Raw genomic sequence first — 14303 nt, forward strand, 5'->3', positions numbered from 1 at the left:
GTTCTACGAGGAGGGTCGCGTGGCCGGAGCATCCGAAGACCGCATCGAGAAGCAGGATCGTCTCGCGCGAGTGCGGCGCGACGTCGATGGTGCGACGCTCGTGCTCACCTCGCACGAGGCGGTGTCGTGGTACCTCGAGGGAGCGCGCACGCATGTGTCGCTCGCGGGTCCGCCGGTGCTCGCGGTGCGCGCGGAGACGCACGGAGATGTGCTGTTCGTCGCCGCGAACGAGGCGGATCGACTGATCGCCGAAGAGCTGCTGCCGGAGGATGCCGAGCGCGTGGTGCGGGTGCCGTGGTGGATCCCGCCGTCGGTCGCGGCGGCCGAGCGGTCGGGCGTTCCGGAGTCGCAGGTGGCGGCAGAGCTCCGCGCAGCGCGTGCGCGGATGCTGCCCGCCGAGACCGAGAGGTACCGAATTCTCGGGCGCGAGACGGCCGAGACCTTGACCGATGTGCTGGGCCGGGTCGGATCGGATCAGACCGAGCGCGCGGTCGCGGCGGTGGTCGCCACCGAGTTCATCGCCCGGGGGATCGATCCGCTCGTCGTGCTCGTCGCCGGCGCTGATCGCGGTGCGTTCCGGCATCCGCTTCCGACCGCGGGCGTGCTCGGTGATCGGGCCATGGTCGTGGTGTGCGGTCGCCGTGACGGGCTGATCGCCAACGCCACCCGCTGGATCGGAGCACCTGTCGATGAGGAACCGCTGCTCGGCGTGGAGCGTGCTTTCCTCGACGCATCGGTGCCGGGCGCTCGCCTCGACGAGGCGTTAGCCGCGGGCACGGCGGCGTACGCCCGCTTCGGCTTCGACGCCGACGAGTGGCAGCGGCACCACCAGGGTGGGCCGAGCGGCTATGCCGGACGCGACCCCCGCGCTACGGCGTCCACGGTCGATCGTCTCGTCGAGAATCAGGCGTTCGCGTGGAATCCGACCGCACCGGGGCTCAAGGTCGAGGACACCATGCTGCGCACGGCGGAGGGCTGGGACGTGCTGACGGTCGACGACCGCTGGCCGTCCGTCGAATATGAGGGACTGCGGCGTCCGGTCGCGAGGGCGTACGGGCCTCGCTGAGGGCGGCTCCTGCGGGACGGATGGCTGCTCGGACCGTGGCTGCTGATCATCCGCGTGTCAGGCGGCCGCCAACCGGGAATCGGTCAGCCATCCGTCCCGCAACGCTGCGCCGCGGACGGACCGTCAGCCGCTCGTCGAGCTGCGCACGATCAGCTCGGGCGGGAACACGGTCTGCCGGGGGATGCTCTCAGGGTCGGCCGCCTCTTCGAGCACGATCCGCAGCGCGGTGCGCCCGATCATGCGGCTGGGCTGGCGGATCGATGACAGCGGGACTGCGGCGGCCGCGGCGAACGGGTTGTCGTCGAAGCCGATCAGAGCGATCTCCTGCGGCACGAGCAGGCGTCCGCCGGCCACGAGCGACTGCAGCAGGCCGAGGGCGAGCAGGTCGTTCGCGGCGAAGAGAGCATCCGGCCACTCGCGGCGCGGGCGGGTGAGCAGGCGCGCGCCCGCGGCGACGCCCTCCTCGACGGTCATCGCCGCGGTCGGCACGACCTCGAGCTCGACGTGCACGGCCGCGTTCTCGGCCGCGGCACGAGCGCCGGCGAGCCGGTCGGTGACCTGGCGCATGTCGAAGGGGCCGCCGACGAACGCGATGCGCCGCCGACCTCCCTCGATCAGATGCTCGACCGCGAGTCGTCCGCCCGCGACGCTGTCGACCGAGACCGACGAGAACCCGCTGTCGGCGCTGAACCGGTCGACGAGCACCGTCGCGATGCCGCTCGCGCGGAACCTGCGCAGCTGCGTCATGACGTCGCCGTAGGGGGCGATGAGCAGACCGCGCACCTGCTGCTCGCGGAACAGATCGAGGTAGACCTTCTCCCGCGAGGGGTCGTCGTCGGTGTTGCCGTAGAGGATCGCGATGCCGTGGCTCGATGCCTCGTCCTCCGCCCCGCGCACGACGTCGTTGTAGAAGGGGTTCTGGCCGTCGAGCACCACGAATCCCACGGTCGTGCTGACACCGGCTCGAAGCTTGCGTGCCGCGTCATTGCGCACATAGCCGAGTTCTTCGATCGCCTGCGTGACGCGTTCGACCGAGTCGCTGGAGACCTCGTCCGGCCGATTCAACACGTTCGAGACCGTGCCGACGGAGACGCCCGCACGGACGGCGACATCGCGGATGCTGATCGGCATTCGGCTGTCCTCTCGTCGTCGGGCGGATCACGCTTCGGCATCGGGGGTTGACCTGAGACCGGCATCACATACACTAGCCTGAAACGAGCTTGAATCGATTCAGGTAAAGTTCATTCCGATCATCATCCCCCTCAACGGAGAGGAAAGCCAGTGGTAGACGCAGCCTCCGCCCGCAGCGCTCCCCCCACCGCGCTCGAGCTGCATCGGGTCGTGAAATCCTTCGGCCCCGTCGTCGCGCTCCGCTCCGGCAGCCTGACGCTCCGCCCCGGTTCCATCCACGCCCTCATCGGCGAGAACGGAGCGGGCAAGTCCACGCTCGTGAAGATCATGGCCGGTCTCTACCGTCGTGACTCGGGGGACTTCCGCCTGCACGGCGAAGACGTCGACTTCACCAGCACGGCCCAGTCGAAGGCCGCAGGCATCGCGGTCATCTATCAGGAGCCGACGCTGTTCCCCGATCTCTCGGTGACCGAGAACATCTTCATGGGGCGTCAGCCCACCGGACTCCTCGGACGCATCGACCGCAAAGCCATGCGCACCGAGGTCGACCAGATCTTCCGTCGCCTGGGAGTGACGCTCGACCCCGACCGCATCACCGAGGGTCTCTCGATCGCCGACCAGCAGATCATCGAGATCGCCAAGGCCATCTCGCTCGACGCGAGCGTGCTGATCATGGACGAGCCGACCGCGGCGCTCAGCGGCGTCGAGGTCGACCGTCTGTTCGCCGTCGCGCGGAGCCTCCGCGACGAGGGCCGTGCGATCCTCTTCATCTCGCACCGCTTCGACGAGGTGTTCGACCTGTGCGACACGGTGACCGTGATGCGCGACGGCGCCTACATCGACACGACCCCGATCGCCGAGACCACGGTCGACGACCTGGTCAGGCAGATGGTCGGTCGCGACGTCACCGAGCTCTTCCCCAAGCAGGAGGCCGCGATCGGCGAACCGCTGCTCCAGGTCACCGGCCTCACCCGCCCCGGTGTCTTCCACGACATCTCCTTCACCGTTCGCGCGGGCGAGATCGTCGCCCTCGCCGGCCTCGTCGGGGCAGGGCGCTCCGAAGTCGCCCGTGCCGTCTTCGGCGTCGATCCGTACAGCGACGGAGAGGTGCGGATGCTCGGCGCAGGCGTCGCACGCCGCAACCCCACCGCGGCGATGCGCAGCGGCCTCGCGCTCGTGCCCGAGGACCGCCGCAAGCAGGGGCTCGTCATCGATGCGGGTGTCGGCGGCAACATCACTCTCGCGATCCGTCGGCGCCTGTCGAAGTGGGGTCTGATCACCAGCGGCATCGAGAACCGTGCGGCGAGGGAGTGGGCATCGCGCCTCGAGGTCAAGACGCACGCGCTCGACACCGTCGCCGCCACCCTCTCGGGCGGAAACCAGCAGAAGGTCGTGCTGGCCAAGTGGCTTGCAACCGACCCGCGGGTGCTGATCATCGACGAGCCGACACGAGGCATCGATGTCGGCACGAAGTCCGAGGTGCACCGTCTGCTCTCGCAGCTCGCGGGCGAGGGCCTCGGGATCCTGATGATCTCGTCGGAGCTCCCCGAAGTCCTCGGCATGGCAGACCGCGTGCTCGTGATGCGCGAAGGGCGCATCACCGCCGAGATCTCCCGCGACGACGCCACCAGCGAGAACGTCATGTTCGCCGCCACCCACTCATCGGAGCTGCAGTCATGAGCCTCACCACCGCGCCGGCGGCCGCCGCTCCGGCGATCGCCAAGAAGCCGGGCGGCATCGGCCGTGCACGGGAGTTCGGCATCCTCGCCGCCCTCGTGCTCGTCGTGATCGCCGCCACGGTGAAGAACCCCAACTTCCTGTTCAGCGCCGACGGCTGGCGCGACCTGCTGCTGACGCCGTCGATCCTCATGCTCGTCGCGGTCGGCCAGGCCATCGTGATCATCACCCGCAACGTCGACCTCTCGGTCGGCTCGGTCATGGGCCTGACGGCATATCTCACCGGACGCCTCTTCGTCGACGTGCCCGGCATCCCGATCGTCGTCGTCGTGATCGCAGCCGTGCTGCTCGGTGCCTTCCTCGGTCTCGTGAACGGCGCCCTGGTCGCATTCGCCAAGGTGCCGGCGATGGTGATCACACTCGGCACGCTCTATGCCTACCGCGGCATCAACGTGCTGTGGACCGGCAGCGATCGCATCAACGCCTCCGACATGCCGAAGGACTTCCTCGCGCTCGGCACCCAGCAGATCCTCTTCATCCCGGTGCTGTCGATCGTCGCGGTGATCGTGCTCGCACTGGCCGCCTGGTATCTGCGCAACACCAGGGGCGGCCGCGAGTACTACGCGATCGGATCCGACCCCTCGGCCGCCGAGCTCTACGGCCTCAAGGTCACCCGCCGGGTGCTCTCCGCGTTCGTGCTCTCCGGCGCGCTCGCCGGGCTGGCCGGCGTCTTCTACGCCGCGCGCTACGGATCGATCAGCTCACAGGCCGGCAGCGGCTGGGAGTTGGATGCGGTCGGCGCGGCCGTGATCGGCGGCATCGCGATCACCGGCGGTGTCGGCACGGTCTGGGGTGCGGCCATCGGCGCCATGCTCCTGATGACCATCAACCGCGCACTGCCGATTCTCGGCATCCCCGACTTCTGGCAGCGCGCCGTGGTCGGCGTGCTCATCATCGGGGCCATCGTGCTCGACCGGGTGCTCGCGGTCAGACAGAGACGCCAGCTCATCGAAGCGAGGGACGAATCATGACCACGGCAACGACGACCACGTCGACGCGCGTCATCCGCGACTACGACCGGCCCCTGTGGCGTCGCATCTTCGTCAACCGCGAGTTCGCGATCATCGCGCTGCTCGTGCTGGTGGCGATCGTCGCGGCCGTCACGATCCGCGGCTTCGCGCAGCCGATCACGGCGAACTACCTCCTGCTCGATGTCGCGCCCATTCTGCTGATCGCGCTGCCGATGACGCTCGTGATGATCACCGGCGAGATCGACCTGTCGGTCGGCTCCATGGTCGGACTCGCCAGCGTCGTGACCGGTGTGCTCACCGAGTCGGGTGCGCCGTTCGAGGTCGCAGCCCTGGCGGCGCTGCTGGTCGGAGTCGTGGGAGGGGCCTTCAACGGCTTCCTCGTCACGGTCGTCGGCCTGCCCTCGCTCGCCGTCACGATCGGCACACTCGCGCTCTTCCGCGGCCTCGCGGTCGGCCTGCTCGGCACCACCGCGGTCACCGACTTCCCGGAGACGTGGACGGCGCTGGCGAAGGCGAAGATCGCCGGCACGACGATCCCGTACATCGTGATCCCGTTCCTGATCCTGCTGGTGCTGTTCGCGGTGCTGCTGCACTTCACCCCCTTCGGTCGGGGCATCTTCGCGATCGGACTTTCGAAGGACGCAGCGCGCTTCTCGGGCGTCGACGTCGAACGCACGAAGTTCATCCTGTTCGTGCTCTCGGGTGTCGTCGCCGCGTTCGCCGGTATCTTCTACACGCTGCGGTTCGGCAGCGCCCGCGGAGACAACGCCACCGGCCTCGAACTGCAGGTGATCGCGGCCGTCGTGCTCGGCGGAGTCTCGGTCTTCGGCGGGCGGGGTCACCTGCACGGCGTCGTCGCCGCGGTGCTCCTGATCGGGGTGCTCGGCAGCAGCCTGCGCCTCGCCGGCGTCACCTCCGACGTCATCAACATCATCACCGGCGGTCTGCTGATCTTCTCGGTCGTCGCAGCCAGCGTCCTCGCCTGGGCGCAGCGCGTCAGGTCGAAGGCCGGCCCGCCCCTCCGCGTAGCGGCCTCTCCCGCACCATGAGGCAGCCTCTCATCGTCGGCACCCGCCAGCGGTGATCATCACGAAAGGAAGAACAATGACGTTTGCACGCAAGAAGATCGCGGGGTTCGCGGCGGTCGCCGTGGCCGCAGCGCTCGTGCTGAGCGGCTGCGCCGACACCAGCGGCGGCACCGGCGGCTCGGGTTCGGGCGAGGGCGAAGGCGGCGGGTCCGACAACCTGTCGATCACGTTCCTGCCCAAGAACCTCGGAAACCCCTACTTCGACACCTCGAGCGAGGGCGGCAAGACGGCCGTCGACGAGTTCGGCGGCACGTTCGCCGAGGTCGGCCCGGCCGAGGCCACGCCCGACGCGCAGGTCAGCTACATCAACACCGCGACGCAGCAGGCCGTCGGTGCGCTGGTCGTCTCGGCCAACGACCCCAAGGCGATCTGCGATGCGCTGAACGAGGCTCGCGACGCCGGCGTCAAGGTCGTCACCTTCGACTCCGACACGAACCCCGAGTGCCGTGACCTGTTCATCAACCAGGCCGACTCCGAGGGCATCGCCAAGGTGCAGGTCGACCTGATCGCCGACCAGATCGGTGGAGCGGGCGAAGTCGCGATCCTGTCGGCATCCGCCAACGCGACCAACCAGAACGCGTGGATCGAACTCATGGAGGAGTACGTCGCCAGCGAGTACCCCGACATCACCATCGTCGAGACCGTCTACGGCGACGACGACGACCAGACGTCGTTCGACAAGACTGCGGCCCTGCTGCAGAGCCACCCGAACCTGAAGGGCATCATCTCGCCCACCACGGTCGGCATCGCGGCTGCCGCGCGCTACGTCTCGACCTCGGACTACAAGGGCAAGGTCGCGATCACCGGTCTCGGCACCCCGAACCAGATGCGCGAGTACGTCGAAGACGGCACCGTCACCGCGTTCGCGCTGTGGAACCCGGCCGACCTCGGCTACCTGGCGGCCTTCGCGTCCAAGGCGCTGATCGAGGGCGAGATCACCGGCGAAGAGGGCGACACCTTCGAAGCCGGCGAGCTCGGCGAGTACACGGTCGGCGCCGACGGCGTCGTGCTGCTCGGCGACCCGTTCGAGTTCAACGCAGAGAACATCGGCGAGTTCGACTTCTGAGTCGGGTTCGTCGGGGGCGTCGGGCTTCGGCCCGGCGCCCCTTTCGAGTGTCCGGGGGCAGGGCGCAGCTCTCCGCCCGTCCTGCGAGTGTCCCGCGCGACACACGTGCATGCCGAAGCACGGATGGATGCCGAGAAAGGGTGTTCTCGGCATCCATCCGTGATCCGGGCAGCCGACTGCGCACAGTGGCGTCAGCCGCCCGAGAGGTGCGAGCGGGTCAGCGCGGGTCGAAGCGCTCGGGCTCGTGGGTCGCGGCGACGAGTGCTCGCAGCTCCTCGAGGGAGTCGGGAGCGGCGCCCAGAGCGCGCGCCTGCACGAGCACGTTGCCGAGAGCGGTCGCCTCGACGGGGCCCGCGAGCACGGGAAGACCGGTGCGATCGGCCGTCGCCTGGCACAGCAGGCGGTTCAGCGAGCCGCCTCCGACCAGGTGGATGCTGTCGAGCTCGCGCCCTGACAGATCGGATGCCGTCTGCACGGCACCCGCGAATGCCGTGGCGATCGACTCGACGATCGACCGTGCGAACGCGGGCCTCGATGACGGCGCTTCTGACCCGAGCAGCCCCGTGATGCGCGCGGGCATGTCTCCCGGTGCGCTGAGCGAGGAGTCGTCGGCGTCGAAGATCGGCACGTCGCCCGTGACCGCGGATGCCGCAGTCAGCAGCTCGGACAGGTCGATCGACGTTCCGTCTTCCGTCTCCCACGCGCGCACGGTCTCGCTGAGCAGCCAGAGGCCGGTGACGTTGTGCAGGAACCGGTAGCGGCCGTCGACGCCGAGCTCGTGCGTGAAGTTGGCCCCGCGCGCAGCATCGGTCAGCACCGGTTCGGTCAGCTCGACGCCGACCAAGCCCCAGGTGCCGCACGAGATGTACGCGGAGTGCGGGGTCGACAGCGGAGCGGCAACGACGGCGGATGCCGTGTCGTGCGAGCCGACCGCGATCACGGGCAGCTCCTTGCCGACGCGTTCAGCGAGCTCGGGTCGCAGGGTGCCGATCGTCTCGCCCGGATCGACGAGCGTCGGCAGGATGCCCGACGGGATGCCGAGGCGCTCGGCCAGCTCGCTGTCCCACTCGCCCGATTCGACGCCGAGCAGTCCGGTGGTCGAGGCATTCGTGCGTTCGGCGACGGACGTTCCGGTGAGCAGGAAGGCGATGAGGTCGGGGATCAGCAGCGCCGTGTCGGCGTCGGCGAGACGCGCGTCGACCCCGTACTGATAGAGCGTGTTGAACGGCAGGAACTGCAGCCCGTTGCGCTGATACAGCTCGGCGAAAGGCGCCTCGGCGTGCACCTCCGCGACGCCGCGCACGGTGCGGTCGTCGCGATAGTGGAACGGCTCAGCGAGAAGCCCGCCGTCCTTCACGAGGCCGTAGTCGACGGCCCACGAATCGATGCCGATGCTCTCGATGCCCGGCTCGCGACGAACGGCCTCGGCGAGGCCTGCGACGACATGCTCGTAGAGAGCGCCGAAGTCCCAGTGCAGTCCGTCTTCGCGCTCGACGGGCCCGTTCGGGAACCGTGAGACGAGCTCGAGGTCGAGCCGGCCGTCGCCGATCCGCCCGATCATGACGCGACCGCTGGTCGCCCCGAGGTCGACGGCGGCGACGGCGCGGACAGTCATCGCAGGAACGCCGCGGCGACGCCGGAGTCGACCGGGATGTGCAGACCGGTCGTGCGGCTGAGCTCGGGGCCCGTCAGCACATAGACGGCATCCGCGACGTTCTCGGGAACGACCTCGCGCTTGAGGATCGTGCGGTTGGCGTAGAACTGACCGAGGTCCTCCTCGGCGACGCCGTAGGTCGCGGCGCGGTTCGCGCCCCAGCCCGAGGCGAAGATGCCAGAGCCGCGCACGACGCCGTCGGGGTTGATGCCGTTGACGCGGATGCCGAACTCGCCGAGCTCGACGGCCAGCAGTCGCACCTGGTGGGCCTGGTCGGCCTTGGTCGCCGAGTACGCGATGTTGTTCGGGCCGGCGAAGACGGAGTTCTTCGACGAGATGTAGATGATGTCTCCGCCGAGCTTCTGGTCGATCAGCACGCGGGCTGCCGCCTTCGACACGAGGAACGAACCCTTGGCCATGACGTCGTGCTGCAGGTCCCAGTCCTTCTCGGTGGTCTCGAGCAGCGGCTTCGACAGTGAGAGTCCGGCGTTGTTGACGACGAGGTCGACGCCGCCGAACGCGAGCACAGCGTCGTTCAGCGCGGCCTGGATCGCATCGGCGTCGGCGACGTTCGCCGCGACGCCGATCGCGACGTCGGTGTTGCCGAGCTCGGCCGCGGCGGCCTGGGCCTTCTCGAGGTCGAGGTCGGCGATGACGACGCAGGCGCCCTCGGCCGCGAGGCGGGTGGCGATGGCCTTGCCGATGCCGCTGGCAGCCCCGGTGACGAACGCGATGCGGCCCTGGTGCGACTTCGGCTTCGGCATGCGCTGCAGCTTCGCCTCTTCGAGCGCCCAGTACTCGATGTCGAACTTCTCGGCGTCGGAGATGGGGGAGTAGGTCGACAGCGCCTCGGCCCCGCGCATGACGTTGATCGCGTTGACGTAGAACTCGCCGGCGACGCGGGCGGTCTGCTTGTTCGCCCCGTACGAGAACATGCCGATGCCGGGAACGAGCACGATGAGCGGGTCGGCGCCGCGGATCGCCGGAGACTCGGCCGTCGCGTGCGCGTCGTAGTAGGCCTGGTAGTCGGCGCGGTACTCGGTGTGCAGCTCGTGCAGGCGGGCGATCTGCTCGTCGAGGGATGCCGTGACGGGCAGGTCGAGGATCAGCGGCTTGACCTTGGTGCGCAGGAAGTGGTCGGGGCAGCTGGTTCCGAGAGCGGCGAGCTCGGGGGCCCGGTCGGAGGCGAGGAAGTCGAGCACGACGTCGGAGTCGGTGAAGTGGCCGACCATCGGCTTGTCGGTCGACGCGATGCCGCGGATGGTGCCGGCGAGGGCGGCTGCGCGCTCACGGCGCTCGGTTTCGGGGAGGGCCTCGAAGCCGGCACGGACACCGCCGAACGGGTCGGCCTTGCCGTTGGCCTCGATGTAGGCGGCGGCGGTGTCGATGATCCACAGCGAGTTGGCCTCGGCCTCCTCCGACGTGTCACCCCAGGCCGTGATGCCGTGTCCGCCCAGAATGGTGCCGATCGCCTGCGGGTTCTTCGCCTTGATCGCGGCGATGTCGAGTCCGAGCTGGAAGCCCGGGCGACGCCACGGCACCCACACGACCTTGTCGCCGAAGATCTTCGCGGTCAGCTCTTCGCCGTCGGCGGCGGTGGCGATCGCGATGCCCGAGTCGGGGTGCAGGTGGTCGACGTGTGCGGCATCGACGAGGCCGTGCATCGCGGTGTCGATCGACGGGGCGGCGCCGCCCTTGCCGTGCAGGCAGTAGTCGAACGCGGCGACCATCTCGTCTTCTCGGTCGAGGCCGGGATACACGTCGACGAGCGCGCGCATGCGGTCGAGGCGCAGCACAGCCAGGCCCTGCTCCGTGAGGGTCCCCAGGTCTCCGCCCGATCCCTTGACCCACATCAGCTCGACAGGCTGACCGGTGACCGGGTCGGTCTCGGTGCCCTTGGCCGACGTGTTGCCGCCCGCGTAGTTGGTGTTCTTGGGATCGGCGCCCAGGCGGTTCGACCGCTCGATGAGGGCGGCGGCGGTGGGGTTGGTCATGACTGTTCCTTGTGCTCGGAGGACGTGGCGAGGATGCGGGCGGCGAAGCGATCGATCGATGCGGTCGCCGCCGCGAGTTCTGGCTGGTTGAGGTGGCCGTGGCGGGTGTTCGGCTCGGTGGAGATGTCGAGGGCGATGCCGGCGTCGCGCAGCAAGGCGCCGAACGCCTCGCCCGAGACGCGGAGCTCGTCGACCTCGCCGTTGATCATGATCGTGGCGGGGAAGTGCGAGAGCTGAGCGGGGGATGCCGTGCCCGGAACGGCGTAGACCTCGGCAGCCGAGACCGGGCCTCCGAGATAGTTCTCATACATTCCACGCACGGCTTCGGGGCCGAAGGTGTCGGCCTCGGGGTCGGCATCGAGTGCGGCGCGAAGTGCAGCATCCGGTGTGCCCTGCACGGCATGCAGCGTCGGGTAGGCGAGCACTGCGAGTGCCGCGAAAGGGCCTGCGCCATGGCTGAGACGGAGTGCCGCACCGGTCGCGAGGTTGCCGCCGGCACTCGCACCGCCGATCGACCACGGGCCTTCCGCGAGATCGGAGGCGACTGCCCATCGGAACGCGTGCTCCACTTCGTCGGAGGCGACGGGGTAGTGCACGCCTTCGCGTTCGGGTGCGTCCGCCGCAGCGGCCCAGACACGAGGGAACGGAGCGAGGGCGTAGTCCACCGAGACCACGACGATGCCGCGATCGGCGAAGCTCCGCGCGACCCAGTCGGCTTCGGGCATGTCGATCTCGCCCGCGGCGAATCCGCCGCCGTGCACCCAGACCAGCCCGGGCCCCGCGGGGTTCTCCGGCTCGTACACGCGCACGCGCAACGGTCCATGCGGACCGTCGAGCACCTGGTCTCTCACAGCGTCATCCGTTCTGTCGATGGGACGTCGGGGCGCGGGGATCGGCTCCCGCACCCCGACGAGTCAGGATGCGCGCTCAGGCGCCCCAGCCGGCCTGCACGCCGCCGACGCGGTCGGCAGCGATCTTCTGCTGGTAGCCCGACTCGGCGTAGGCCTTCATCGGGTCGGCGGCGAGTCCGCGCGACTCGCGCCACTCGGCCAGGGCCGGGCGCACATCGGTGTAGAACGCGTCCATGAACACGGCGTTGGCGGCCAGCACGTCGCCCGACTTCTGCGCGGCGGTCAGCGCATCGCGGTCGACGATCAGCGCGCGGGCCGTCATCTCCTGCACGTTGAGCACCGAGCGGATCTGACCGGGGATCTTGTCTTCGACGTTGTGGCACTGGTCGAGCATGAACGCCACGTCGGGGTTGTTCAGGCCGCCGCCGCGGACGACCTCGAACAGGATGCGGAACAGCTGGAACGGGTCGGCCGCGCCCACGATGAGGTCGTCGTCGGCGTAGAAGCGCGAGTTGAAGTCGAACGAGCCGAGCTTGCCCAGGCGCAGCAGCTGCATGACGATGAACTCGATGTTCGTGCCGGGGGCGTGGTGGCCGGTGTCGAGGCACACCATGGCCTTGTCGCCGAGCGACGAGACCTGGGCGTACGACGTGCCCCAGTCGGGAACATCGGTGTGGTAGAAAGCCGGCTCGAAGAACTTGTACTCGAGCACGAGGCGCTGGTCGTCGCCGAGGCGCGCGTAGATCTGCTGGAGTGACTCCTGCAGGCGGTCCTGACGGCCGCGCAGGTCGGCCTGGCCCGGGTAGTTCGAGCCCTCGGCGAGCCAGATCTTCAGGTCGCGGCTGCCCGTGGCATCCATCACATCGATGCAGGCGAGGTGGTGGTCGATCGCCTTCTGACGGATCGTCGGGTCCTCATGGGTCAGGGCTCCGAACTTGTAGTCGTCGTCCTGGAATGTGTTCGAGTTGACCGTGCCGAGGGTGACGCCGAGGTCTTCGGCGTGCTTGCGGAGGTCGGAGAACGAGTCGACGAGGTCCCACGGGATGTGCAGAGCCACCGAGGGGGCGAGCGCGGTGTACTTGTTGACCTGCGCGGCATCCGCGATCTTCTCCCACGGGTCGCGCGGCGTGCCGGGCGTGCCGAACACCTTGAACCGGGTGCCGGAGTTGCCGAACGCCCAGCTGGGGAGTTCGATGCCCTGCTGCTCGAGAGCGGCGAGGTTGTCGGACGAGAGGATGCTCATGAGGCGCTGCCTTCGGTGTCGTTGCGGTTGTCGGTGTCGGGTTCGGGGGAGCCGCCGGCGTGGGCGAGCTGGTCTTCGAGGTGGAACACCTCGGTGAGCGCGGTGGCTGCCTGGTCGGGGCGGCCCTCGAGATCGACGAAGAAGCGCCCCATCTCGGCCTCCCAGCGCGCGGCGACGGAGGATGCGGCGAGGTAGGCCTGCGCTGCGGCATCGTCGTCGGTCTCGTAGTAGCCGACGAGCGTGCCGCCCTCCGCCAGGAACAGCGAGTAGTTGCGTCGGCCTGCGGCCGCGATCTCGGCCAGCATCTCGGGCCAGACGGGGGAGTGACGGGCGAGGTATTCGTCGAGCAGTTCAGGACGCACCTGCAACTGGAACGCGACGCGGGTCATGGGTGTTCTCTCTTCATCGAGGTTTTGAATCGTTTCATTCAGTGTCTCAACACTAGACAGAGCCGATGGCCGTGTCAAGTGAAGGTCGGCGGCTACAGGGCCGCGACGATCGCGTTGTCGAGCTCGTCGGCGTCGACGCCGGGGCGCACCGCCGCGTTCGTGAGCAGCACCCAGCAGATCCCTGCGCCGGGGTGCACCCAGAACTCGGTGCCGGCCCAGCCGCCGTGGCCGTAGACGTCGCGGTCGACGAGCCCGGGCGCCCGCGAGCGCAGGTTGAACGTGAACCCCCAGTCCTGCCCGCGCCCGTCGGGGTAAGGGTCGAGGCGGGGGATGTCGCCGGTCAGCGGGCGCAGCATCATCGCCAGGCCGGCGGGAGACAGGATGCCGTCGCGCTCGCCGCGGCCGATGCGCAGCAGTTCGGCGCCGAGATGGAGCAGGTCCTCTGCGCGACCCAGCATCCCCGCGCCGGGCGCTCGCGTCGCGTGGAACCGGTCGAGGTCGAGCCCGCCCGCCGCGGCATCGGGGACGCCGACCGACTGCGCGGTGTCGAGGGTCAGTCCGATCGCGCCGATGCGGTGGGCCCACTCGAGAGTCCCGGCATCCCAGGTCGTGTCGGTCGCGTGTTCGATCAGCGCGGCGATGCCCTCGAAAGCGATCGTCGAGTAGCGCGAAGCCGTTCCCGCAGCGAAGTCCCGCCCTCTCGTGAGCAGCTCCTGGCGCAGCGGCAGAGCCGTGTCGAGGGCGGGCTCGGAGATCCCGGAGGTGTGCGATGCGAGGTGCCGGAGTCGCACGATGTCATCGCGGGACGATCCGAAATCGGGCAGCGCATCAGTGAGGGGAGTGTTCGGTGTGAGCAGACCGCGCTCGATGGCTCTCGTCGCGGTGATGCCGGTGAGCACCTTGGTGATCGAGAACAGCGGGTACACGGCATCGGTCGCTGCCCCGAATCCCTCGAGGTCGACGATCCCGTCGGCGGTCGCCATGCCGAGCACCGCTGTCGGCAGGTGTTCCGCCTGCACGTGACGGCGCGCCCAGTCGAATGCTGCGTCGAAGGTCATGTGTGCTCCTGCCGATTCGGGGGTCGCGCTTCCGTGAGAGGTGCGGTGACTCTAC

At 69.1% G+C, this 14303-nt stretch carries 12 protein-coding genes; 5 read left to right on the forward strand and 7 right to left on the reverse strand.

The genetic code is table 11. The features are described from left to right. Window positions 1–19 precede the first annotated feature (19 nt). Window positions 20–1066: a M24 family metallopeptidase gene (locus tag OPU70_RS10545; protein ID WP_498557714.1), complete on the forward strand. Its 1047-nt coding sequence runs from the start codon at window positions 20–22 to the stop codon at window positions 1064–1066. 123 nt (window positions 1067–1189) lie between these two features. On the opposite strand, the gene OPU70_RS10550 is transcribed toward OPU70_RS10545, so the two are convergent. After that, the gene (locus tag OPU70_RS10550) at window positions 1190–2197 is read right to left on the reverse strand and encodes a LacI family DNA-binding transcriptional regulator (RefSeq protein WP_042537018.1); all 1008 of its coding nucleotides are present in this window, start codon (window positions 2195–2197) and stop codon (window positions 1190–1192) included. A 150-nt stretch (window positions 2198–2347) separates the two neighbouring features. On the opposite strand from OPU70_RS10550, the gene OPU70_RS10555 reads away from it, so the two are divergent. The 4 genes from OPU70_RS10555 to rhaS are packed head-to-tail and all read left to right on the forward strand — an operon-like array spanning window position 2348 to window position 7059. Then, window positions 2348–3877 (forward strand): sugar ABC transporter ATP-binding protein, encoded by a 1530-nt coding sequence (locus OPU70_RS10555; protein WP_498557715.1) that lies wholly within the window; start codon window positions 2348–2350, stop codon window positions 3875–3877. Next, window positions 3874–4905 (forward strand): ABC transporter permease, encoded by a 1032-nt coding sequence (locus OPU70_RS10560; RefSeq protein ID WP_042537024.1) that lies wholly within the window; start codon window positions 3874–3876, stop codon window positions 4903–4905. The genes OPU70_RS10555 and OPU70_RS10560 overlap by 4 nt, the downstream gene beginning before the upstream one ends. Then, window positions 4902–5954 carry an ABC transporter permease gene (locus tag OPU70_RS10565; RefSeq protein ID WP_042537026.1) on the forward strand — a complete coding sequence of 351 codons (1053 nt, stop codon included), beginning with the start codon at window positions 4902–4904 and terminating at the stop codon, window positions 5952–5954. The genes OPU70_RS10560 and OPU70_RS10565 overlap by 4 nt, the downstream gene beginning before the upstream one ends. 55 nt (window positions 5955–6009) lie before the next feature. Continuing rightward, the gene (rhaS, locus tag OPU70_RS10570) at window positions 6010–7059 is read left to right on the forward strand and encodes a rhamnose ABC transporter substrate-binding protein (protein ID WP_042537028.1); all 1050 of its coding nucleotides are present in this window, start codon (window positions 6010–6012) and stop codon (window positions 7057–7059) included. A gap of 217 nt (window positions 7060–7276) precedes the next feature. Here rhaS and OPU70_RS10575 read toward each other — a convergent pair whose 3' ends face one another. The 6 genes from OPU70_RS10575 to OPU70_RS10600 all read right to left on the reverse strand — a co-directional run bounded on the left by OPU70_RS10575 (window position 7277) and on the right by OPU70_RS10600 (window position 14248). After that, the gene (locus OPU70_RS10575; RefSeq protein ID WP_498557716.1) at window positions 7277–8674 is read right to left on the reverse strand and encodes a rhamnulokinase; all 1398 of its coding nucleotides are present in this window, start codon (window positions 8672–8674) and stop codon (window positions 7277–7279) included. Then, the gene (locus tag OPU70_RS10580; RefSeq protein ID WP_498557717.1) at window positions 8671–10707 is read right to left on the reverse strand and encodes a bifunctional aldolase/short-chain dehydrogenase; all 2037 of its coding nucleotides are present in this window, start codon (window positions 10705–10707) and stop codon (window positions 8671–8673) included. Before OPU70_RS10580 ends, OPU70_RS10575 begins: the two co-directional genes overlap by 4 nt. Then, window positions 10704–11558, reverse strand: coding sequence for an alpha/beta hydrolase (locus OPU70_RS10585; protein ID WP_042537035.1), 855 nt, complete (start codon window positions 11556–11558; stop codon window positions 10704–10706). The genes OPU70_RS10580 and OPU70_RS10585 overlap by 4 nt, the downstream gene beginning before the upstream one ends. 76 nt (window positions 11559–11634) lie before the next feature. Continuing rightward, entirely contained in the window at window positions 11635–12801 is a 1167-nt protein-coding gene (gene rhaI / locus OPU70_RS10590) for an L-rhamnose isomerase (protein WP_042537037.1), read from the reverse strand. Further along, window positions 12798–13190 (reverse strand): L-rhamnose mutarotase, encoded by a 393-nt coding sequence (locus tag OPU70_RS10595; protein ID WP_475123422.1) that lies wholly within the window; start codon window positions 13188–13190, stop codon window positions 12798–12800. The genes rhaI and OPU70_RS10595 overlap by 4 nt, the downstream gene beginning before the upstream one ends. Window positions 13191–13282: 92 nt before the next feature. Then, the gene (locus OPU70_RS10600) at window positions 13283–14248 is read right to left on the reverse strand and encodes a serine hydrolase domain-containing protein (RefSeq protein ID WP_475123423.1); all 966 of its coding nucleotides are present in this window, start codon (window positions 14246–14248) and stop codon (window positions 13283–13285) included. Window positions 14249–14303: the final 55 nt, after the last annotated feature.

The sequence above is a fragment of the Microbacterium sp. SWDP-B6 genome, from assembly GCF_059803615.1.

What these genes read in the sequence shown, in the direction of transcription:
- OPU70_RS10565 (WP_042537026.1), top strand. Translation starts at nt 4,902, where the DNA reads ATGACCACGGCAACGACGACCACGTCGACGCGCGTCATCCGCGACTAC.
- OPU70_RS10560 (WP_042537024.1), top strand. Translation starts at nt 3,874, where the DNA reads ATGAGCCTCACCACCGCGCCGGCGGCCGCCGCTCCGGCGATCGCCAAG.
- rhaS (WP_042537028.1), top strand. Translation starts at nt 6,010, where the DNA reads ATGACGTTTGCACGCAAGAAGATCGCGGGGTTCGCGGCGGTCGCCGTG.
- OPU70_RS10595 (WP_475123422.1), bottom strand. Translation starts at nt 13,190, where the DNA reads ATGACCCGCGTCGCGTTCCAGTTGCAGGTGCGTCCTGAACTGCTCGAC.
- OPU70_RS10580 (WP_498557717.1), bottom strand. Translation starts at nt 10,707, where the DNA reads ATGACCAACCCCACCGCCGCCGCCCTCATCGAGCGGTCGAACCGCCTG.
- OPU70_RS10600 (WP_475123423.1), bottom strand. Translation starts at nt 14,248, where the DNA reads ATGACCTTCGACGCAGCATTCGACTGGGCGCGCCGTCACGTGCAGGCG.
- OPU70_RS10575 (WP_498557716.1), bottom strand. Translation starts at nt 8,674, where the DNA reads ATGACTGTCCGCGCCGTCGCCGCCGTCGACCTCGGGGCGACCAGCGGT.
- rhaI (WP_042537037.1), bottom strand. Translation starts at nt 12,801, where the DNA reads ATGAGCATCCTCTCGTCCGACAACCTCGCCGCTCTCGAGCAGCAGGGC.
- OPU70_RS10550 (WP_042537018.1), bottom strand. Translation starts at nt 2,197, where the DNA reads ATGCCGATCAGCATCCGCGATGTCGCCGTCCGTGCGGGCGTCTCCGTC.